Below are 22,258 nucleotides of genomic sequence, written 5' to 3'. Positions count from 1 at the left end.
TCGGTCATGAGTTCCGTTCAGGCCTGGCGGTCTACCGAGAAGGTGCGGGTCCGGGTTCTCGGTATCGCATTCTTCGTGATCTGCGCGCTGTTCCTCTGGACCACCGTCGCGATCTACAACAAGCAGTTCGTGAAGACCGTCGAGGTCGACCTCATCACCGACAGCGTCGGCAACGCGCTCACCCGCAATGCGGACGTCAAGGTCCGCGGCGTCCATGTCGGTGAAGTCCGTTCCAGCCAGTCCGAGGGCGGCAAGGTGACCTTGGCGCTGGCGCTGGATCCCGGCAAGGCCGAACAGATTCCGGTGAACGCGACGGCCCGGCTGCTGCCCAAGACGCTGTTCGGGGAGCGGTACGTGGATCTGGTGATCCCGGACGATCCCAGCGCCCAGCATCTGACCAATGGCGTCACCCTGCACCAGGACACCAGCGGCAACGCGATCGAGATCAGCAAGCTGCTCGACGATCTGCTGCCACTGCTGCAGGCGATTCCGCCGCAGGATCTGGCCGCCACCCTCGGCTCGCTGTCGCAGGCGCTGTCGGGTCAGGGTCTTGCGCTCGGCGAGACGATCGACAAGCTGGACAACATCTTCCGCGAGGTCAACGTGGTGATGCCGGATCTGCAACAGGATCTTGCGAGCTTTGCCGACGTGGCCGCGACCTACTCCGATGCCGCGCCGCAGCTGATCGACGCGCTGAACAATCTGCGCACCACCAACGCGACCATCGTGCAGAAGCGCTCGCAGATCGACACGTTGATAGCTTCACTGACCCCCACCGCGGCCACCACCGCCGACTTCTTCCTCGCCAACCACGACAACATCATCGATCTGGCCGTCGACTCCCGGCCCGCGCTCGAACTGCTGGCGACCTACTCGCCCACCTACGCGTGCGCGCTGGCGAACTTCGCGAAGATGAAGCCGCGCATCGACCGCCTCTTCGGCAAAGGCACCGATCGGCCCGGCTCGCGGGTGACCATCGAACTGGTCAACACCCGCGGCAAGTATCTGCCCAACCAGGACGAGCCGCGCTGGCTGGACACCAGGGGGCCGTGGTGCGTTCCGGAGTACCCGCTCGGCGTCGACCCCGGTCAGTACACCGGTGGTTCCGCCAACGAGGGTTCGTATCAGGTGCCGAGCCGCAACCCCGGTGACCAGAACACCGGATACTTCGAGACTCCGCAGTTCGGCGTCTACCCGGCAGGCAGTGCGCCGACCACGGCGAATTCGCCACTGGAGCAGCAGACCCTCGGCGCGATCTACGGTGCGGCCAACGATGTTTCGCCGGAACAGGTGCCCAGCTGGGTGACTCGGATCGGGGCGCCGGCATTCCGCGGAAGTGAGGTGAGCGTGCGATGAAACAGAAGCTGCGTGGCGTGGGATCGCCGCTGACCAAGCTGATCATCTTCGTCATCGTCACCCTTTTCGCGACCACGATGCTCGGCCTGTCCATCGCGAACTACAGCGGTGGCGGTACCGAGTTCAAGGCCAGGTTCACCGATGTCACCTCGCTGAACCCGGGCGACGAGGTGCGCATCGCGGGTGTGCGGGTCGGCAAGGTCACCGACGTCTCGATTGTGGACAAGCGGCTGGCCGAGGTGAAATTCGAACTGGCCGACCGCAATTGGCTGCCCGCCTCGACTACGGCGACCATCCGATACCGCAACCTGGTCGGCCAGCGCTATATCGCGCTCGAGCAGGGGGCGGGCGAGCAGGGCCGCAAGATCAACAAGGGCGCGACGATTCCGCTGGAGCACACGCGTCCGGCATTGAATCTGACCACGCTGTTCAATGGCTTCCGACCGCTGTTCCACACGCTCACCGCCGACGACGTGAACAAGCTGTCCTTCGAGATCATCCAGGTGTTCCAGGGCGAGCAGGGCACCATCAAAGATTTGGTGACCAGCACCGCGAGCCTGACGAACAAGATCGCGGACAAGGACGCCGTCATCGGGGAACTGGTGAAGAACCTGACCGCCGTGCTGGAAACGGTCAACCAGCGCGAGGACAACTTCGACCAGCTGATCGTCAATACCGAGGCGTTGGTCAGCGGGCTCGCCGCCGAGCGCGACACCATCGGCCGTTCGGTGACCTCGCTGGGCAACCTGGCCTCGGCGACCTCGGATCTGCTTGTCCCGACCCGGCCGTCGCTGCAGGGTTCGATTGCCGGGCTCAACCAGCTCACCGGCACCCTCAACGAGCGCAAGGACGACGTGAACGAGGTGCTGCACAACCTCCCGATCAAGATGGAGAAGCTCGGCCGCGTCGGCAGTTACGGCTCGTGGTTCCAGTTCTATCTGTGCGGTATCGACATCGTCGTCGGACCGGGTGTGCCGGATGCGCCGCAGCTCAACCTCCCGGCCGGGATGCCGACGATCAACCAGCCGCTCTACACCAACGCCGCGCCGCGCTGCCACGGGAAGGGCCGCTAGATGGACGACCGGATCCTGCTCGGCAAGCGCAGCCCCGCATTCATGGGTGTGCTCGGCCTCGTGATGGTGCTGCTGGTGACGATCTCCGCGTTCTTCCTGGACCGGCTGCCGATCATCGGCGCAGGCACCAGGTACACCGCCGAGTTCTCCGAGGCGGCGGGCATCAAGAAGGGCAACGAAGTCCGCATCGCCGGCGTCAAGGTCGGTGCAGTGTCGGATGTCCGGCTGGCCGGTGACCGGGTGCTCATCGACTTCCGCACCAAGGACGCCTGGGTCGGCAACGAGACGACCGCCTCCATCCAGATCAAGACCGTGCTGGGGCAGAAGTACCTGGCGCTGGACCCGAAGGGCTCCGAGCCCGCCGATCCGAGCAAGCGAATCCCGTTGTCGCGCACGCTTTCTCCGTACGACGTGGTGGATGCGTTCAGTGATGCGGCAAAGAACATCGACGAGATCGACACCACGCAGCTGGCCACCAGCATGCGGGTGCTGTCGGAGGCATTCGCCACCACGCCGCCGGAGATCCGCAGTTCCATCGATGGTGTCGCCAGGCTCTCGGAGACCCTCGGCAAGCGCGACCAAGAGCTCAAGCGGATGTTCGCCGCGACCAAGCAGACCACCCAGGTGCTCGCGGATCGCAATGCCGAGTTCGAGCGGCTGCTCGCCTCGGGCGGGCAGTTGCTGACCGAGCTCAATGTTCGTCAGCAGTCGATCTCGCAGTTGCTCACCGGAGCCAAGACGGTGGCGGCCGAACTCAGCGCGCTGGTGCACGACAACCAGGAGCAGATCGGCCCGGCCCTGACCAATCTGAAGGCCTCCATCGACCTGCTCAACGCCAACCAGCAGAACATCTCCAAGACATTGGAACTCGCGGCGCCGTTCTACGGCCTCTACGCCAACGTGCTCGGCACCGGTCGCTGGTTCGACGCGGTGATCGTCAACCTGCTTCCGCCGGGCCTGCCGGAAATTCCCGGTGATCGGCCGCCGGTGCGTTCTTTCGGCCCTCTGGAAGGTAACTGACATGGCGACGAGCTGGCGCGGTGAGCCCTTGACCGCACTGCGGTCCTCCAGTCGCGGCACCAAGGCGGCCATCGCCGTGGTGGTGGTCGCTGCCCTGCTGGCGGCGGGTGTGTTGTGGTGGCTGTTCGATCGGATGACCACCACCAAGATCACCGCCTACTTCGATCGATCGGTCGGCATCTACGAGGGTTCCGACGTGCGGGTGCTCGGGGTGCCGGTGGGACGGGTCGCCTCGGTCGAGCCGCTGGGCGACCAGGTCAGGGTCGTCATGGATGTCGACCGGAAATACGACGTGCCCGCCGACGCCAAGGCCGCGCAGATCACCCCCTCGGTGGTCTCCGACCGATTCATCCAGCTGACGCCGGTGTACACCGGCGGGCCGAAAATGGGCCGCACCGCGACCATTCCGCGGGACCGCACGGTCACCCCGGTGGAGGTCGACCAGCTGTACAAGAGCATCACCGAGCTGTCGGATGCGTTGGGCCCCAACGGCGCCAACGCCGAGGGCGCGGTGAACGAGCTGGTGCGCACGTCGGCGGCGAACCTGGCAGGCAACGGCGAGGCGCTCGCCAACAGCATCACGCAGCTCTCGCGGGCGGCGCGCTACCTGTCCGACGCGCGCGGGGACATCTTCGACACCGTGAAGAACCTGCAGAGCTTCGTGACCATGCTGGCCCAGAACGACTCGCAGGTGCGTCAATTCAACGCGCAGCTCGCGGATCTGTCCGGGTTCCTCGCCGGCGAGCGGCAGAACCTCGGTGAAGCGTTGAACCTGCTGTCGGTCGGCCTCGGCGATGTCGCCCGGTTCATCGACGACAACCGCGACCTGATCGCCGACAACGCGCAGGCGCTCACCGAGCTCACCAAGACCCTCGCCGACAAGCGCGATGATCTCGCCGCCGCGCTTCCGGTGCTGCCGCTGGCGCTGAGCAATCTGATCAATGTGCACAACGGCGAATCGGGCACGCTCGACATGCGCGCCAACTTCACCGATCTGCAAGATCCGTTCGGTGCGGTGTGCAAGATGCTCGATCTGAGCAAGCTGATGCCGGGCGATCCGAAGTTCGAGGCCATCGGCAAGCAGATGCGACCGCTGCTCGACCACTGCAAGGAGATCACCGACCAGATCACCGCGGGCGTGAAGACGCCAACGCTGATCCTGCCGTTCGGCATCCTCAGTGGCGAGAACGAGCAGCGCGCCCCGGTGCCGGGGACCGTGCCGGGCACCCCGTCCGATCAGCTTCCGCCGTCGCAGGGAGGTGGCCGGTGATGAGCCGCAACACGATTCGCAAGGGCGCAGCGGCCGTGGCGCTGAGCGCGGTCGGCCTGCTGGTGGCCTCGTGCGCCTCCAACGGCATCTACAGCGTCCCGCTGCCGGGTGGCGCGGATGTCGGCGCGCACCCGATGCATATCGAGATCCAGTTCGACGATGTGCTCGACCTGGTGCCGCAGTCGGCGGTCAAGCTCGAAGGCGTGCCGGTGGGTCGGGTGGAGGAGATCGTCATCGGCAAGGACCAGTGGACCGCGAGCGTGCGGACCGTGGTGAACTCCTCGGTCGAGCTGCCCGCCAACGCGAAGGCGGAGGTGAAGCAGACCAATCTGCTCGGTGAGAAATTCATCGAGCTGACCAGGCCCACCGCGGATCCGGACCCGAAGAAGCTCACCGACGGCTCGGTGATCCCGGTCGCCAATACCCGGCACGCCACCGAAATCGAGCAGGTGCTCGGCGCGATGTCGTTGCTGCTCAACGGTGGTGGCGTCGCGCAGCTGCAGCCCATCGTCACCGAGCTGAACCGGACGTTGGGCGGCCGCGAGGACAAGGTGCGTTCGCTGCTCGATCAGGCGAACACGCTCATCGCAGGACTGGACGCGCAGGTCGACAACATCACCAGGGCCATCGATGGTCTCGCGACACTGAGCGGCCGGGTGGCCACCCAGACCGATCAGATCGGCAAGATCCTCGACGAACTGCCCGAGGGTATCAAGATCCTCAATGAGCAACGCCCGCAGCTTATTTCGATGCTGGCCCAGCTCGATCGGGTCGGCCAGGCCGGGTTCGAGGTGCTGGACCGCTCGAAGAACGATCTGATCACCGATCTGCGTGCACTGCGTCCGACACTGCAGGAGCTCGGCCGCGCGGCGCCGGATCTGGTCACGGCGCTGCCGCTGGTGCCGACCTACCCGTTCCCCGACTCGACGCTGGAGGGCACCTTCGGTGGTCAGGTGAACACCTGGCTGTCGGTGGACCAGCAGATCGGCGTGACGCTGAGCAATCTCGGCGTCGGCAAGGGTGATCCGGTGTACATCCCGCCGAAAACGGGTCCGACGCCGGTGATCAACCCGACCAACCCGTACTACAACGGGAACGGTCCGCGACCGGGCTGGCCCACGGTCTCGATCCTGCCGCTGCCGCCGAACATGGCCTTCGCGCCCGCGAACGGCGTTGCGCCGCCGACGAATCCGCTCGGTGCGATTCTCGACCAACTCGGTGTGGGAGGTGGTCCGCGATGACCCGCCTTGTCCGTAATCAGCTGATCCTCTTCGTCGTGGTCGCGGTGGTGGGTGTGGTGCTCGTCAGCGCCAAGTACATCCGCCTGGACAATATGCTCGGCTTCGGTCTGTACACCGTGAAGGTGGAGACGGCGCAGACCGGCGGCATCTACAAGGGCGCCGAGGTGACCTACCGTGGCGTTCCGGTCGGCCGGGTCGGCGATCTGGAGCTCTCCGACAAGGGCGTGGTGATGAACCTCGTCATCGACTCGAGCTCGCCGGATATCCCGGCCTCGGCCAAGGCCGTCGTTGCCAACCGCTCCGCCATCGGCGAACAATACCTGGATCTGCAGCCCGATTCCGATCGCGGTCCCTATCTGCGCGACGGCTCGGTGATCACCTCGGCGACGACACCGGTATCGATCGAGGAACTGATCGGCAGTGTGGACTCGTTCACCAGCTCGGTCGACCTGGCCGCGCTGAACACCACCGTCACCGAGCTCGGCAAAGCGTTCAACGGCAAGGGCGACGATCTGCAGGTTTTCGTCGACTCGCTGAACAAATTCACCGTCACGTTCAACGAGACGCTGCCGCAAACGATTCAGCTGATCAAGGACGGCCGCATCGCGCTCGGCACCCAGGCCGAGCAGGACGGCGCGATCCGCCGATTCAGCAATGGCCTCGATCTGTTGACCGCTCAGCTGCGGTCCAGCGACCCCGATCTGCGCAGGCTGATCGGGACGGGAACGGACGCAAGTGACCAGATCGGCGCGCTGCTCAGCGAGAGTGGCCCCGCACTGACCGAGGACCTGGCGAATCTGCGCCAGCTGTTGCAGTCCATCTCGCCGAAGTTCTACGCGCTGCGGCCGCTGCTGATCATGCTGCCGTCGCTGTCCATCGGCGCCTCCTCCACCGCCCCCGGCGACGGCACCAGCCACTTCGGTCTCGTCCTCGAAGCCAATAACCCGCCCGCGTGCACGTTGGGCTACGAGGGGACCCAGCGGATCCTCGAGCAGATGAAGCGGGAGAATCCGGATTTCGACGACACGCGTGACGAGTTCCCGTTCAACCGGGACGCGAAATGCACTGTGCCGTTTGGTAATCCGACCGCGGTGCGCGGTGGCGCGCGGGCCGATCTCGCCGACCCGAGCATCGTGCAGCCGTGGGATTCCAACCCGAAGACCGACCCGGAAAAGCTGAACCTCAACCCGATCGCTGTTCAGATGGCCACCCTGCTGGGGGTCACGCCGAAGCGGTGACCAGGACCGACGCGGCGTCGCCGCAATAATTACTGACGTTAGGGTGTGCAGTCGTGAGTGAGCGCAGCGAGCGAACTATAGGCACAGCGCCACGGGGCACGACGGAACCGAGCGTCAGCGAGGTGAAGTCGTGAGTCCCGATCTTTCCACGGAACAGCCGGAACCCAACGCGCCCGATTCCACGGAATCCGACGCCGCGGCGGCTGTCCCCACGGAGGCCGCCGCCGAGTCGCCGACCGCTGAACAGTCCACAGCGGAGCCGGCGACGCGTGCGGTCGATTCCGTGCCCGCCGATGCCGCGGCCGGGCGGCCGCCGTTCGTCGTCACCGTGGTGGCCGCCGCCGCGCTGGTGATCGCGCTGGTCGCCGCGGCCTGGTTCGGCGGGGGCTGGGTGCGTGCCGCGTTCTTCACCGACGGTCCGCGCACCGAGGCGCGTGATGCCGCGCTCACCGATGCCAGGCAGGCCGCGATCAATCTGATGTCGATCAACCCGGCCGATGTGGACGGCTCGATCGCGATGATCCAGTCCTCGATGACCGGCCAATTGCTCGACGAGGCGACCAAGGGGCAGCAACAGCTGCGGACGACGGCTTCGGAGTCCAAGACCAAGCTGGAGTCGAAGGTGCTCGGTGCGGCCCTTACCTCGTTGAACTCCGAGCGGGACCGGGCATCGGCGCTGGTGGTGCTGCAGGTGACACGCAGCGTGCCCGACACCGCGCCGGTCAGCTTCCGGCAGTCCTGGACGCTGAACATGATCAAGGAGGGCGAGGTCTGGAAGGCGGAGAAGGCGGAATCGCTCGGGCAGCCGGTGCCGCTGGACGCACCGAAACCGGGTAGTACGCCCGGTGCGCCGCAAGCGCCCGGTGCCCCCGCACCCGCACCCGCGCCCCCGACCAAGCCCGGCTCGTAGGAGGACCGATTCATGGCATCCAAACGACCCGTCAACCGCGTAACGCCCAGGAATCGGGCTGCAACCGACCGGGCGGTCGCAGGCGCGGGAGCGCGCAACCGGCGGGCCGCGGAGCCTGCCGCGCCGAACCGCAGGCCGACCGGCAAGACCCGGGTCGCCGATGAGCCGCGCACCGCGAGGACCCGCCGTCCTAAAGTCGCCGGCAACACCGAGGCGGTCGAATCCGGCACGCCACCGCAGCACGACGTCGAGCAGCGGCCTGCTCGGCGGCCACTGCGGCGCTCGAACACCGGCTGGGGGGTTGTCATTGCGGGTGGCGTCGCCACGGTGCTGCTCGCCGGTTTCGCGGTGCTGGCGGCCTTCCGGCCCGGCGTCGACGATTCGAACCAGGCGTTCGTGCAGACCAAGGCCACCGAAGAAGTGAGCGCCGCCGCGGAGCACGCGCTGCGCACCGTGTTCGCCTACGACGTGAAGAAGCTCGACGGCTACAAGGATGCGGTGCACCAGGTGGTGACCGGGCAGATGCTGACCGACTTCGACAAGTACGCCGACACCAATATCGCCGCCATCAAACAGGCCCAGACCAGCGCGGATGTCGATGCCAAGCCGATCGGAGTGACCTTGCTCACCGATGACAAGGCCGAGCTGCTCGTCAATATGGTCGTCAGCGCGAACAAAGACGGCGTTGCGCAGGAAAGCGCCTCCGGTCCGATCGTTTTGCGCATGCAAAAAGAGGACGGACGTTGGCTGGCCAGCGACATCGTCGATCGCAATTGAGCCGCTCGACCTGGTGATCTTGTAGCGCGGCAGGCGATCTCGGTGCGCCCCTGGTCGGCGCTGCCACTTGACGAGTTTCGCCCGACCCGTCACGCTATTCACAACAGCGGCAGCTGTCACAGTGGCTCCAAGCACCCCATGGCTCCCGACGCAGCCAGCGATTCGGGCCCGGCGCGCCAGCCATATAGGTCGCGGCGCGCCGCCACGTGGAGGCTCGTTCGGGTGGTACTTTGACACCTCGGCGTATGTAGGTGTAGGTTTGGACGTTGCGCTGGCTGCCTCCTGTCCATACCTCGATTCGCACACGTGAGTTCCACCCTTCCGGTGTTACTTCCGCTGTTGTCTGTTCGGGTTTTCGTTCGGGTTGTAACCAGCGGAATTCGTAGCAGACAAGCGACGGTCGCGGACCACCACGCGACGCGCGTGAGGTGCTGGAAGGACGCATCTTGGCAGTCTCCACCCAGACCAAGGCACTTGCCGGAATCCCCGGAGCCCCATTGAGGGTGTCTTTCGCGAAGATCCGTGAACCCTTGGAGGTGCCCGGACTTCTCGATCTACAGACGGACTCATTTGCATGGTTGATCGGTTCGCCTTCATGGCGTGAAAAGGCCGCGCTCCGCGGCGACGGCGGACTAACGGGGGGTCTCGAGGAGGTGCTCGAGGAGCTCTCGCCGATCGAGGACTTCTCGGGCTCGATGTCCCTGTCTTTCTCGGATCCTCGTTTCGAAGAGGTCAAGGCCTCCATCGACGAGTGCAAAGACAAGGACATGACCTACGCGGCGCCGCTGTTCGTCACCGCTGAGTTCATCAACAACAACACCGGTGAGATCAAGAGCCAGACGGTCTTCATGGGTGATTTCCCGATGATGACCGACAAGGGCACGTTCATCATCAATGGCACCGAGCGCGTCGTCGTTTCGCAGCTGGTGCGTTCGCCGGGTGTCTACTTCGACAACAGCGTCGACAAGAGCACGGAAAAGGACCTGCACAGCGTGCGCGTCATTCCGAGCCGCGGCGCGTGGTTGGAGTTCGACGTCGACAAGCGCGACACCGTCGGTGTCCGCATCGACCGCAAGCGTCGCCAGCCGGTCACCGTGCTGCTGAAGGCGCTGGGTTGGACGACCGAGGAGATCGTCGAGCGTTTCGGCTTCTCCGAGATCATGATGTCGACCCTGGAGAAGGACAACACCGCCGGTCAGGACGAGGCGCTGTTGGACATCTACCGGAAGCTGCGCCCGGGCGAGCCGCCGACCAAGGAGTCCGCGCAGACCCTGCTGGAGAACCTGTTCTTCAAGGAGAAGCGCTACGACCTGGCGCGCGTCGGTCGCTACAAGATCAACAAGAAGCTGGGCATCCACCTCGGCGAGCCGATCACCGCGTCGGTCCTCACCAAGGAAGACATCGTCACCACGATCGAGTACCTGGTGCGCCTGCACTCCGGTGATCGGATGATGACCGCGCCGGGTGGCGCGGAGGTTCCCGTCGAGGTCGACGACATCGACCACTTCGGCAACCGTCGCCTGCGCACCGTCGGCGAGCTGATCCAGAACCAGATCCGGGTCGGCCTCTCGCGCATGGAGCGCGTGGTCCGCGAGCGGATGACGACTCAGGACGTCGAGGCGATCACGCCGCAAACCCTGATCAACATCCGCCCGGTGGTCGCCGCGATCAAGGAGTTCTTCGGAACCTCCCAGCTGTCGCAGTTCATGGACCAGAACAACCCGCTGTCGGGTCTGACCCACAAGCGCCGTCTTTCGGCCCTTGGCCCGGGTGGTCTGTCCCGTGAGCGCGCCGGTCTGGAAGTCCGTGACGTCCACTCCTCGCACTACGGCCGCATGTGCCCGATCGAGACCCCGGAAGGCCCGAACATCGGCCTGATCGGTTCGCTGTCGGTGTATGCGCGGGTCAACCCGTTCGGTTTCATCGAGACCCCCTACCGCAAGGTCGTCGAGGGCAAGGTCACCGACGACGTCGTGTACCTGACCGCCGACGAGGAGGACCGGCACATCCGTGCGCAGGCCAACTCGCCGGTCGACGCCGAGGGACGCTTCCTCGAGGACAAGGTCCTGGTCCGTCGTCTCGGTGAAGAGGTCGAGTTCGTTTCGGCTGCTGAGGTCGATTACATGGATGTGTCGCCGCGTCAGATGGTGTCGGTGGCGACCGCGATGATCCCGTTCCTCGAGCACGATGACGCCAACCGTGCCCTGATGGGTGCGAACATGCAGCGTCAGGCGGTGCCGTTGATCCGGTCGGAGTCCCCGATCGTGGGCACCGGTATGGAGTTGCGTGCCGCGGTCGATGCCGGTGATGTGGTGGTGAACGAGAAGTCCGGTGTGGTCGAGGAAGTTTCGGCCGATTACATCACCGTGATGGCCGATGACGGCACTCGCAAGTCCTACCGGATGCGGAAGTTCGCGCGTTCGAACCAGGGCACGTGTGCCAACCAGCGGCCGATCGTCGATGAGGGTCAGCGGGTCGAGCAGGGGCATGTGCTCGCTGATGGTCCGTGCACCGAGAACGGTGAGATGGCGCTGGGCAAGAACCTGCTCGTCGCGATCATGCCGTGGGAGGGCCACAACTACGAGGACGCGATCATTCTGTCGCAGCGTCTCGTGGAAGAGGACGTCCTCACCTCGATCCACATCGAGGAGCACGAGATCGATGCTCGTGATACGAAGTTGGGTGCCGAGGAGATCACGCGGGATATCCCGAACGTCTCCGATGAGGTGCTGGCCGATCTCGATGATCGTGGCATCATCCGCATCGGTGCGGAGGTTCGTGACGGCGACATCCTGGTCGGGAAGGTCACCCCGAAGGGTGAGACCGAGCTGACCCCGGAGGAGCGGCTGCTGCGCGCGATTTTCGGTGAGAAGGCCCGCGAGGTGCGTGACACCTCGTTGAAGGTGCCCCACGGTGAGTCCGGCAAGGTCATCGGTATCCGGGTGTTCTCGCGTGAGGACGACGACGATTTGCCTCCTGGTGTCAACGAGTTGGTGCGCGTGTATGTGGCGCAGAAGCGCAAGATCCAGGATGGTGACAAGCTCGCGGGTCGGCACGGCAACAAGGGTGTTATCGGCAAGATCCTCCCCACCGAGGACATGCCGTTCATGCCCGACGGCACCCCGGTCGACATCATTTTGAACACCCATGGTGTGCCGCGTCGTATGAATATCGGTCAGATCTTGGAGACCCATCTGGGGTGGATCGGCAAGGCAGGCTGGGATGTCGGGGCCGACGCGGACGGCACGAACCGTCCGGATTGGGCCAAGGCGCTGCCGGAAGAGATGCTGGCGGCTCCTGCCGACTCCAACATCGCGACCCCGGTGTTCGACGGCGCCCGCGAAGAGGAGCTGACCGGTCTGCTCGCTTCGACCCTGCCGAACCGCGATGGTGAGCGCATGGTCGACGAGAACGGCAAGTCGACCCTGTTCGACGGCCGCTCCGGCGAGCCGTTCCCGTACCCGGTCGCGGTCGGCTACATGTACATCCTGAAGCTGCACCACTTGGTCGACGACAAGATCCACGCCCGTTCGACCGGCCCGTACTCGATGATCACCCAGCAGCCGCTGGGTGGTAAGGCGCAGTTCGGTGGCCAGCGCTTCGGCGAAATGGAGTGCTGGGCCATGCAGGCCTACGGCGCCGCCTACACGCTGCAGGAGCTGCTCACCATCAAGTCCGATGACGTCGTCGGCCGCGTGAAGGTCTACGAGGCGATCGTCAAGGGCGAGAACATTCCGGAGCCGGGCATCCCGGAGTCGTTCAAGGTGCTCCTCAAGGAACTCCAGTCCCTATGCCTCAACGTCGAGGTGCTGTCTTCCGACGGCGCCGCGATCGAGATGCGCGACGGCGACGACGAGGACCTGGAGCGCGCGGCGGCGAACCTGGGCATCAACCTGTCCAGGAACGAAGCAGCCACCGTCGACGACCTGGCGAACTAGGCGGTCGGCCGGATGCCGTTCACTTCGAACGGCATTCGGCCCCGCGTTCCACCAACTAGTGAACTTTTTGCTCGAATTCGACCCGAATAGGGGAAAGGAAGTTACGTGCTAGACGTCAACTTCTTCGATGAACTCCGGATCGGCCTGGCCACCGCCGAAGACATTCGGCAGTGGTCCTTCGGCGAAGTGAAAAAGCCGGAGACCATCAACTACCGCACGCTCAAGCCGGAGAAGGACGGGCTCTTCTGCGAGAAGATCTTCGGTCCGACCCGGGACTGGGAGTGCTACTGCGGCAAGTACAAGCGCGTCCGCTTCAAGGGCATCATCTGTGAGCGCTGTGGCGTCGAGGTGACTCGCGCCAAGGTGCGTCGTGAGCGGATGGGCCACATCGAGCTGGCCGCTCCCGTCACCCACATCTGGTACTTCAAGGGCGTGCCTTCGCGTCTGGGCTACCTGCTCGACCTGGCGCCGAAGGATCTGGAAAAGATCATCTACTTCGCCGCCTACGTGATCGTCGGCGTCGACGACGAGCTGCGCCACAACGAGCTCTCCACTCTCGAAGCCGAGATGGAGGTCGAGAAGAAGGCGGTCGCCGACCAGCGCGACGCCGACCTGGAGGCCCGCGCCCAGAAGCTCGAGGCCGACCTGGCCGAGCTCGAGGCCGAGGGCGCCAAGTCCGACGTCCGCCGCAAGGTCAAGGACGGCGGCGAGCGCGAGATGCGTCAGCTCCGCGATCGGGCCCAGCGTGAGCTGGATCGGCTCGAGGAGATCTGGACCACCTTCACCAAGCTGTCGGTCAAGCAGCTCATCGTTGATGAGGTGCTCTACCGCGAGCTGGTCGACCGCTACGGCGAGTACTTCACCGGCGCCATGGGTGCGGAGTCCATCCAGAAGCTGATGGAGAACTTCGACATCAACGCCGAGGCCGAAAGCCTGCGGGAGACCATCCGCAGCGGCAAGGGCCAGAAGAAGTTGCGCGCGCTCAAGCGCCTCAAGGTCGTCGCGGCGTTCCAGACCAACGGCAACTCGCCGATGGGCATGGTGCTCGACGCTGTCCCGGTGATCCCGCCGGAGCTGCGTCCGATGGTTCAGCTCGACGGTGGCCGTTTCGCCACCTCCGACCTGAACGACCTGTACCGCCGCGTGATCAACCGCAACAACCGCCTCAAGCGACTGATCGACCTCGGCGCGCCCGAGATCATCGTCAACAACGAGAAGCGGATGCTGCAGGAGTCCGTCGACGCGCTGTTCGACAACGGCCGTCGTGGCCGTCCGGTCACCGGACCGGGTAACCGCCCGCTGAAGTCCCTGAGTGATCTGCTCAAGGGCAAGCAGGGTCGTTTCCGTCAGAACCTGCTCGGCAAGCGCGTCGACTACTCGGGCCGTTCGGTCATCGTCGTCGGTCCGCAGCTGAAGCTGCATCAGTGTGGTCTGCCCAAGCTGATGGCGCTCGAGCTGTTCAAGCCGTTCGTGATGAAGCGTCTGGTCGACCTGAACCACGCGCAGAACATCAAGTCCGCCAAGCGGATGGTCGAGCGTCAGCGTCCCCAGGTGTGGGATGTCCTCGAAGAGGTCATCGCCGAGCACCCGGTCCTGCTGAACCGTGCGCCCACCCTGCACCGCCTCGGCATCCAGGCCTTCGAGCCGCAGCTCGTCGAGGGTAAGGCGATCCAGCTGCACCCGCTCGTCTGTGAAGCGTTCAACGCCGACTTCGACGGTGACCAGATGGCCGTGCACCTTCCGCTGTCCGCGGAGGCGCAGGCCGAGGCCCGCATCCTGATGCTGTCCTCGAACAACATCCTGTCGCCCGCCTCGGGTCGTCCACTTGCCATGCCGCGTCTGGACATGGTGACCGGCCTGTACTACCTGACTCGCCTCGTCGAGGGCGCGAAGGGTTCCTACCAGCCGGCCTCCAAGGACGCTTCCGAGCGGGGCGTGTACTCCTCGCCTGCCGAGGCGCAGATGGCGGTCGACCGTGATGAGCTGACCGTTCGTTCGCTGATCAAGGTGCGGCTCACCGAGCAGCGCCCGCCGAAGGACATCGAGGCGGAGCTGTTCCCGGAGGGCTGGAACCGCGGTGACGCGTGGCTCGCCGAGACCACGCTGGGCCGGGTGCTGTTCAACGAGTTGCTGCCCGCGGACTACGCGTTCATCAACGAGCAGATGCCCAAGAAGCGTCAGGCGACGATCATCAACGATCTGGCCGAGCGCTACCCGATGATCGTGGTCGCGCAGACCGTCGACAAGCTCAAGGACGCGGGCTTCCACTGGGCCACGCGTTCGGGTGTGACGGTCTCGATGTCCGACGTGCTGGTGCCGCCGGAGAAGGCCGAGATCATGGAGCGCTACGAGGCGCTTGCCGATCAGATCGAGAAGAAGTACCAGCGTGGCGCGCTCGATCACACCGAGCGCAACAGCGCCTTGGTCAAGATCTGGCAGGAAGCGACCGAAGAGGTCGGTACGGCACTGCGTGCGCACTACCCGCCGGACAACCCGATCATCACGATCGTCGAGTCGGGCGCGACCGGTAACTTCACCCAGACTCGTACCCTCGCCGGTATGAAGGGCCTGGTTACCAACCCGAAGGGTGAGTTCATCCCGCGGCCGATCAAGTCCTCCTTCCGTGAGGGCCTGACGGTTCTGGAGTACTTCATCAACACCCACGGTGCCCGTAAGGGTCTGGCCGACACCGCGCTGCGCACCGCCGACTCGGGTTACCTGACCCGTCGTCTGGTGGACGTCTCGCAGGACGTCATCGTGCGTGAGCACGACTGTGGCACCGAGCGCGGCATCATCGTGACGATCGCCGAGAAGCAGGCGGACGGCTCGCTGATCCGGGACGCGCACGTGGAGACCTCCGCGTATGCGCGCACCCTGGCATCGGACGCGGTGGACGCCAAGGGCAACCTCGTCATCGCCAAGGGCGCCGACCTCGGCGACCCGGCCATCGAGGCGCTGCTGGAGGCCGGCATCACCGAGGTGAAGGTCCGCTCCGTGCTGACCTGCACCACCGGCACCGGCGTGTGTGCGACCTGCTACGGCCGCTCGATGGCGACCGGCAAGCTGGTCGACATCGGTGAGGCCGTCGGTATCGTCGCCGCGCAGTCCATCGGTGAGCCCGGTACCCAGCTGACCATGCGTACCTTCCACCAGGGTGGTGTCGCAGGCGAGGACATCACCGGTGGTCTGCCGCGTGTCCAGGAGCTGTTCGAGGCCCGCGTGCCCAAGGGCAAGGCTCCGATCGCCGAGGTCTCCGGCCGCGTGCGGATGGAAGACGACGATCGCTTCTACAAGATCACCATCATCCCGGATGACGGTGGCGAAGAGGTTGTCTACGACAAGCTCTCGAAGCGTCAGCGTCTGCGTGTCTTCAAGCACGACGACGGCACCGAGCGTCTGCTCTCCGACGGTGACCACGTCGAGGTCGGCCAGCAGCTGCTGGAAGGCGCGGCGGATCCGCACGAGGTGCTGCGCGTGATGGGCCCCCGTCAGGTGCAGATCCACCTGGTCCACGAGGTCCAGGAGGTCTACCGCTCGCAGGGTGTGTCGATCCACGACAAGCACATCGAGGTCATCGTGCGCCAGATGCTGCGTCGCGTGACGATCATCGATTCCGGTGCCACGGAGTTCCTGCCCGGCTCGCTCACCGAGCGTTCCGAGTTCGAGGCCTCCAACCGTCGCGTCGTCGCCGAGGGCAATGAGCCCGCGGCCGGTCGCCCGGTGCTGATGGGTATCACGAAGGCGTCGCTCGCGACCGATTCGTGGCTGTCGGCGGCATCCTTCCAGGAGACCACTCGAGTCCTGACCGACGCGGCCATCAACTGCCGCTCGGACAAGCTCATCGGCCTCAAGGAAAACGTGATCATCGGCAAGCTGATCCCGGCCGGTACCGGTATCAACCGCTACCGCAACATCACGGTGCAGCCGACCGAAGAAGCCCGTGCCGCGGCGTACGCGGTGCCGTCCTACGACGACACCTACTACAGCCCGGACAGCTTCGGCGCCACCACCGGTGCCGCGGTCCCGCTGGACGATTACGGTTTCAGCGACTACCGGTAATTCGGTAGCCTGCAACAGCATTCGGCCCCCGCTCCAGCTGGAGCGGGGGCCGATGTGCGTTCGGGCCGGCCGGCGTCAGCCCAGGACCGGTTGGGTTCGCCCTTCGATGTGATGTCGCAGGCGGAGTCGGGCAATGTCATGAACCGGTGCGCTATCGAGCTTGCTCAGGTGGTCTCCCAAGCATGGACAACCGCGAAGGCCTCGGGGTATGAAAGTGGAACACGTTTCAATTTGAGGCTGGTGGGAGATTCGATGGACAGCGCAACCATGGGCGAGTTGGTGATGGCCGGGTTTCAGAAGCTGGGTTTCATCCAGTACACCGGCATCGAAGGGGTGGAGTTCGGTCCTGGCCGCAATGTTGTGTCGATTGCGCCGCGTTCGGAGCACTTCAACCACAACGGTGATCTGCATGCCGCAGTGTTGTTCGGGCTGGCGGAGACGGCGGCGATGGGGGCGTCCATCTCCGGCATCGTCGATCTGATGGGGGAAACATTCATCGTCGCCAGGGACGGACGGATCGAATATCTGGCGCGCGCGAAAGGCGCTGCGGGGCCGTTTCTGGCGACCTCCGAGGTATCGGCCGACACCCTCGCGAAGGTCCGAGCGGACATCGCGGCCCGCGTCGCGATCGAACTGGAGGTTCCGGTGAGCATTGCCGACGGCACGGGAAAGGTCGTCGCCACAGCGGCATTCACCGCTGTTATTCGCCCCAAGCGGCAATAGAACCGGCTCGTGCGAGCCATCGGGAGGGTGCGTCACCAGCGGTGCGCGCATCCTCCCGATGTTCGCACTCAGCGCTTCGTGTCGAGCACCTCAGCGCTCGCTGTCCAGTAGCGCCATCTGTGCTGTGGCGTAGCGGTCGCCCGCGATCTGATCGGCGGGCACCGCCGCCTCGATGACGGCCAGATCTTCGGCGCTGAGCTGCACATCCAGTGCGCCCAGGGTTTCGGTCCACCGCTCACGGCGGCGAGCACCGATCACCGGGACGATGTCCTCGCCTCGGGTCAACACCCACGCGATGGCCAGTTGCGCCACCGAAATACCCTGTTGCGCGGCGATTTTCGCCAGCGCATCGACCAGGCTCAGGTTCTGGGTGAAGTTCTCGCCTTGGAAGCGCGGGCTGTGGGCGCGGAAGTCGTTGGCGGCGAAGGTCGTTTCCCGGCGCACGCTGTCGCTGAGCAGGCCACGGGACAGCACGCCGTAGGCGGTGATGCCGATGCCGAGCTCGCGAGCAACGGGCAGGATTTCGGCCTCGATGCCGCGGGAGATCAGCGAATACTCGATCTGCAGATCCGCGATCGGATGCACGGCGGCGGCCCGGCGGATGGTGTCCGCACCGACCTCGGACAGTCCGATGTGGCGGACATAGCCGGCCTCGATGAGTTCGGCGATCGCGCCGATGGTGTCCTCGATCGGGACATTCGGGTCGAGGCGGGCGGGGCGGTAGATGTCGACGTAGTCGACGCCGAGGCGCTGCAGGCTGTAGCCGAGGGAGTTGCGCACCGCGGCCGGGCGGCTGTCGAAGCCGTCCCAGGTGCCGCCGGGACCGCGCATCGCGCCGAACTTCACGCTGAGCATCACGTCCTCGCGGGGACGCTCGGCGATGGCCTTGCCGATCAGCATCTCGTTGTGGCCTGCGCCGTAGAAGTCGCCGGTGTCGATGAGGTTGGCCCCGGAGTCGAGTGCGGCGTGGATGGTCGCCGTCGACTCGGCGTCGTCGGCGGCGCCATACATGCCGGACATGCCCATTGCGCCGAGGCCGATACGGCTGACGGTCGGTCCGGTGCTGCCGAGCTGCGTGGTGGAGATCTTCGATGTCGTCATGGGACAAAGCCTGATGTACATCCAAGGATGGCGGCAGAGATCGCTTATCGGGGGAGCGGCGATCCCTGGCTCGCGGTATCGGGTTCGGGCACAGTGGAGACATGGACCGATCCGAATTGGCCGATTTCCTGCGTCGCCGCCGCGAGCAATTGACGCCGGCCGACGTCGGCCTGCCGCCGGGCGTCCGGCGTCGCACCCCCGGGCTGCGCCGCGACGAGGTGGCGTTGCTGGCGGGCATGTCCACCGACTACTACACCCGGCTCGAGCAGTCGCGAGGTCCGCGACCCTCCACCCAGGTGCTGGCGTCGCTGGCGCGAGCATTGCGGTTCAGCAGCGACGAGCGCGATCACCTCTACCACCTCTGCGACCACGCGGCCCCCGGCGGCGACCTGGGCGACAAGCATGTCGGCCCCGGCCTGCTGCACGTGCTGGCCAAGCTCGACGACACCGCGGCCGCGGTGGTCACCGACCTCGGCGAGGTGCTCGTGCAGAATCGGATGCACATGTTGCTCGTCGGTGACCACGGAAATCGACGTGGCATGGAGCGGTACTACTCGTGGCGCTGGTTCACCGAGCCGCAGTCCAGGTCGATCTTCCCGGAGGAAGACTGGGATCGCTTGGGCCGCAGCCACGTTGCCGACCTGCGAGCTACCGCGGCGCGTCGCTCCGGCGATGCCGACGTCACCGAGTACGTGAGCAAACTGCGTGCCGCGAGTGCGGAATTCGAGCGGCTGTGGAACGAACACGAAGTGGCGGTGCGGGTTGCCGACACCAAGCGGATTCTGCATCCCCAGGTCGGCCTGATCGACACCGTCTGCGAACCCCTGCTGACGCCGAACTCGGCCCAACGGCTGCTCGTCTATTTGCCGCGCCCGGGCACGGATGCCGCCGACAAGCTGGACCTGTTGCGCGTCATCGGAACCCAGACCCTGGTGTCCGACGACATCCACGGATAGCCGTCGAGGTCAACAGCCGACAGGGTGAAATCCTGGGCGGATGCGGCGACCGGCGGGATTCGAACCCGCGGACGGATCGGAGCAGGACCGCTCGTCTCCATCACACCGGCAGCCGAGGTTCCTCCGGCTGCCGGTCTGCATTGGGCCGCTCTGCCACGGTCCGCATCCTGCGGGATCGCACGATCCCGCTGACGACATCCTAGGAACGGACCACATCATTTGTAGAGCGATTTTTGCCCGCCGTGTGTCCGGCCTCGCCATACGTGTGTGCTCCACATGATCCGGCCACCGCTGGCCCGGGGCGGGCGAGCTCGACGGGCGTCAGAACCTGCTCTGCGGAATCTCCGGCGACAAGGCATTGACGGGATGAGTGCCGAGAGTTAATACTGAACTAGATGGTTCAGTATGACTTCCTCGACGAATCGTTCGGGGCGCTCGCGGATCCCACCAGGCGCGGGATTCTGCGGCACCTCGGGCAAGGGCCCGCATCGGTCAGTGAACTGGCGGAGCGCTTCGAGATGACCCTCACCGGCATCAAGAAGCACATCCACCTGCTGGAGGGCGCGGGCATGGTTGTCACGGAGAAGCGCGGACGGGTCAGATATTGCCGGCTCGGCGCGAATGTCTTCGATCGCGAGCTGGCGTGGATGCAGGAACATCGGCGCATGGTGGAAGCCCGGATGGACCGTCTCGGTGAATTCCTCGAGCGAACGGAGCACGACCAATGAGCACAGGCACCACAACCGACGCAACGATTGCCACCCCCGTGGAACGCGAGATCCACATCGAACGGACCTTCGACGCGCCACTCGAGCGGGTGTGGAACGCCTACAGCCGAATCGAGCAGCTGGTCCAGTGGTGGGGCGGCGGCGACCGCTTCGACGTGGAGCGCTGGGAATTCCGCAAGGGCGGACACTACCGCTTCGTCCAGCATTCCGACGGCGAAGTACACGGCTTCGAGGGACGATTCCGTGAGATCACGCCGATGGAGCGGATCGTGCAGTCCTTCGAATGGGACGGCATGCCCGCCCATATCGCCATCGACAGCGCCACTTTCGTCGATCTCGGCGACGGCAGGACAAAGGTGGTGACCGTCAGCCAGTACCACACCTCGCAGGAGCGCGACGGAATGCTGCAGTCCGGCATGGAGACCGGACTCAACGCGAGCTATCGGGCGTTGGACGCGCTGCTCGCCAAGGGTGCGTGAGCCATCCGAAAGACGTTCCTGCACCGAGCAATCCGGCCCTGCGTCATCGATCGAGGCAGGGCCGGACTGTCGAACGGCGAAATCAGGTGCGAGCAGGTCCGATTCGACGCTTGCGCGGCTTCAGATGCAGTCCGGGCAGGGGCGGCGCCGGGATCCGCTGCTCGGGCGGGTGGCCCGCGATATCGGCGAACCGTTCGATATTCCGGTTCTCCCAGTCATTTCGGGCCGTGACGATGTCCTCGTGGCTGCGGCCGACGAAGTTCCACCACATCACCAGATCCTCGCCGAACGGCTCGCCGCCGATCAGCGCGAAGTGTGCGCCGTTCGCGCTGCTGAGCGGCAGTTCGGTGCGCTCGGTGCCCAGGTACAGCAGCGGGCCCGCACCGACCTCGGCGCCCGCGACGGTGACCGCACCCTCGATCACCAGCACCGCGTATTCGAAGCCGGGTTCGAGCGGAAGGGCGGTCTCGGTGCCCGGCTCGATCCGCACGTCCGCGCCGACGAGGGGCGTGTAGGCGATCGCCGGTGAGGTGTGACCGCCGAGTGAGCCGATCAGCACAATCGCACGCACGCCGGGCGTCGCGTACACCGGTAGTTCGCGATGCTGCTCGAAGTGCGGTTCGATCCCGGTTCGGTCGCCGGGCAAGGCGATCCACAGTTGCAGCCCGTGCCCCGAGTGCGCGGCCGCGACCTTGTATTCGGAATGCGCGATGCCACGTCCCGAGGTCATCAGGTTCAGCTGACCCGGCTCGATCTCCACATCGGACCCGACCGAGTCGCGATGCCGGATCCGGCCGTCGAACGGCCAGGTCACCGTTTGCAGGCCGATGTGCGGGTGCGGGTCGATATCGGGGGAAGCCCCCGTCTTGGTGACGGTCGGCGACCCGAAATGATCGAGGAAACACCATGCCCCGACGGTCGGCAGATCACGTTGCGGCAGTACGCGCTCGACGAAAACGCCGCGCACACCGCCGAGCGGCACCTCACGTGCGGGGAAGAACTCGGTCACCGGACCCGGACACGGGCCCGCCTCGCACAGCGCTTCCTCGGGGTGCGGATCCAGATCGCTCACCGTGTGATGCCCTTGCCGACCACGTGTTCGTCGTACTGCGGGTGCTTCTCGAGATAGGCCTTGATGAACGGGCACAGCGGCCGGATCACTCGGCCACGCGCGATGACATCCTCGATGGCCTGCCCGGCGAGAATGCTGCCGAGACCCTTGCCGGAGAAAGCGCCATCGATCTCGGTGTGGATGAACACCGTCTCGTCGTCGCGCTCCTCGTACTCACTGAAACCGGCGAGTTCGCCGCCGTAGAAGACCTCGTAGCGGTCCTTCTCGTCATTGCGGACGACCCTGCTCTCCGGAGCCGATTCGGTCATGTTCGCCCT

General features: G+C 65.4%; 17 protein-coding genes and 1 tRNA gene. 14 read left to right on the top strand and 4 right to left on the bottom strand.

The window, feature by feature from the left end:
- Positions 1-6 precede the first annotated feature (6 nt).
- The 11 genes from OHQ90_RS00465 to OHQ90_RS00415 all read left to right on the top strand — a co-directional run bounded on the left by OHQ90_RS00465 (position 7) and on the right by OHQ90_RS00415 (position 17,605).
- Positions 7-1,356 (top strand): MCE family protein, encoded by a 1,350-nt coding sequence (locus OHQ90_RS00465; RefSeq protein WP_328406564.1) that lies wholly within the window; start codon positions 7-9, stop codon positions 1,354-1,356.
- Positions 1,353-2,429 carry an MCE family protein gene (locus OHQ90_RS00460; protein WP_328406563.1) on the top strand — a complete coding sequence of 359 codons (1,077 nt, stop codon included), beginning with the start codon at positions 1,353-1,355 and terminating at the stop codon, positions 2,427-2,429. Before OHQ90_RS00465 ends, OHQ90_RS00460 begins: the two co-directional genes overlap by 4 nt.
- Positions 2,430-3,449 carry an MCE family protein gene (locus OHQ90_RS00455; RefSeq protein ID WP_328406562.1) on the top strand — a complete coding sequence of 340 codons (1,020 nt, stop codon included), beginning with the start codon at positions 2,430-2,432 and terminating at the stop codon, positions 3,447-3,449.
- Position 3,450: 1 nt separating this feature from the next.
- Positions 3,451-4,719, top strand: coding sequence for an MCE family protein (locus OHQ90_RS00450; protein ID WP_328406561.1), 1,269 nt, complete (start codon positions 3,451-3,453; stop codon positions 4,717-4,719).
- Positions 4,719-5,960: an MCE family protein gene (locus OHQ90_RS00445; protein ID WP_328406560.1), complete on the top strand. Its 1,242-nt coding sequence runs from the start codon at positions 4,719-4,721 to the stop codon at positions 5,958-5,960. The genes OHQ90_RS00450 and OHQ90_RS00445 overlap by 1 nt, the downstream gene beginning before the upstream one ends.
- Positions 5,957-7,198 (top strand): MCE family protein, encoded by a 1,242-nt coding sequence (locus OHQ90_RS00440; protein ID WP_328406559.1) that lies wholly within the window; start codon positions 5,957-5,959, stop codon positions 7,196-7,198. Before OHQ90_RS00445 ends, OHQ90_RS00440 begins: the two co-directional genes overlap by 4 nt.
- A gap of 130 nt (positions 7,199-7,328) precedes the next feature.
- A complete protein-coding gene (locus OHQ90_RS00435; RefSeq protein ID WP_328406558.1) occupies positions 7,329-8,108 on the top strand; it encodes a hypothetical protein in 780 nt (259 codons plus the stop codon).
- Between the two features lie 12 nt (positions 8,109-8,120).
- Positions 8,121-8,885, top strand: coding sequence for a hypothetical protein (locus OHQ90_RS00430; protein ID WP_328406557.1), 765 nt, complete (start codon positions 8,121-8,123; stop codon positions 8,883-8,885).
- A gap of 428 nt (positions 8,886-9,313) precedes the next feature.
- On the top strand, positions 9,314-12,823 hold the full coding sequence (gene rpoB, locus OHQ90_RS00425; protein WP_328406556.1) for a DNA-directed RNA polymerase subunit beta: 3,510 nt from the start codon (positions 9,314-9,316) through the stop codon (positions 12,821-12,823).
- A gap of 105 nt (positions 12,824-12,928) precedes the next feature.
- Complete coding sequence (locus OHQ90_RS00420) at positions 12,929-16,882, top strand: DNA-directed RNA polymerase subunit beta' (RefSeq protein ID WP_328406555.1); 3,954 nt, start codon at positions 12,929-12,931, stop codon at positions 16,880-16,882.
- Between the two features lie 252 nt (positions 16,883-17,134).
- The gene (locus tag OHQ90_RS00415) at positions 17,135-17,605 is read left to right on the top strand and encodes a PaaI family thioesterase (RefSeq protein WP_328406554.1); all 471 of its coding nucleotides are present in this window, start codon (positions 17,135-17,137) and stop codon (positions 17,603-17,605) included.
- 90 nt (positions 17,606-17,695) lie between these two features.
- On the opposite strand, the gene OHQ90_RS00410 is transcribed toward OHQ90_RS00415, so the two are convergent.
- Complete coding sequence (locus tag OHQ90_RS00410) at positions 17,696-18,706, bottom strand: aldo/keto reductase (RefSeq protein WP_328406553.1); 1,011 nt, start codon at positions 18,704-18,706, stop codon at positions 17,696-17,698.
- 101 nt (positions 18,707-18,807) lie between these two features.
- Between OHQ90_RS00410 and OHQ90_RS00405 the strand changes: the two genes are divergently transcribed.
- Complete coding sequence (locus OHQ90_RS00405) at positions 18,808-19,662, top strand: helix-turn-helix transcriptional regulator (protein ID WP_328406552.1); 855 nt, start codon at positions 18,808-18,810, stop codon at positions 19,660-19,662.
- Between the two features lie 44 nt (positions 19,663-19,706).
- Here OHQ90_RS00405 and OHQ90_RS00400 read toward each other — a convergent pair.
- Positions 19,707-19,826: transfer RNA gene (locus OHQ90_RS00400), tRNA-OTHER, on the bottom strand.
- A 231-nt stretch (positions 19,827-20,057) separates the two neighbouring features.
- On the opposite strand from OHQ90_RS00400, the gene OHQ90_RS00395 reads away from it, so the two are divergent.
- Both OHQ90_RS00395 and OHQ90_RS00390 read left to right on the top strand, forming a co-directional pair.
- Complete coding sequence (locus tag OHQ90_RS00395) at positions 20,058-20,390, top strand: ArsR/SmtB family transcription factor (protein WP_328406551.1); 333 nt, start codon at positions 20,058-20,060, stop codon at positions 20,388-20,390.
- A complete protein-coding gene (locus tag OHQ90_RS00390; RefSeq protein ID WP_328406550.1) occupies positions 20,387-20,869 on the top strand; it encodes an SRPBCC family protein in 483 nt (160 codons plus the stop codon). Before OHQ90_RS00395 ends, OHQ90_RS00390 begins: the two co-directional genes overlap by 4 nt.
- A gap of 82 nt (positions 20,870-20,951) precedes the next feature.
- On the opposite strand, the gene OHQ90_RS00385 is transcribed toward OHQ90_RS00390, so the two are convergent.
- On the bottom strand, positions 20,952-21,941 hold the full coding sequence (locus OHQ90_RS00385) for a pirin family protein (RefSeq protein WP_328406549.1): 990 nt from the start codon (positions 21,939-21,941) through the stop codon (positions 20,952-20,954).
- The gene (locus OHQ90_RS00380; RefSeq protein ID WP_328413447.1) at positions 21,938-22,249 is read right to left on the bottom strand and encodes a GNAT family N-acetyltransferase; all 312 of its coding nucleotides are present in this window, start codon (positions 22,247-22,249) and stop codon (positions 21,938-21,940) included. Before OHQ90_RS00380 ends, OHQ90_RS00385 begins: the two co-directional genes overlap by 4 nt.
- Positions 22,250-22,258 lie beyond the last annotated feature (9 nt).

The organism is Nocardia sp. NBC_00403, assembly GCF_036046055.1.
Taxonomy (GTDB): Bacteria; Actinomycetota; Actinomycetes; order Mycobacteriales; family Mycobacteriaceae; genus Nocardia.
Note: the sequence above shows the minus strand (reverse complement) of the source record. Positions and strands in the feature narration are given on the sequence as shown.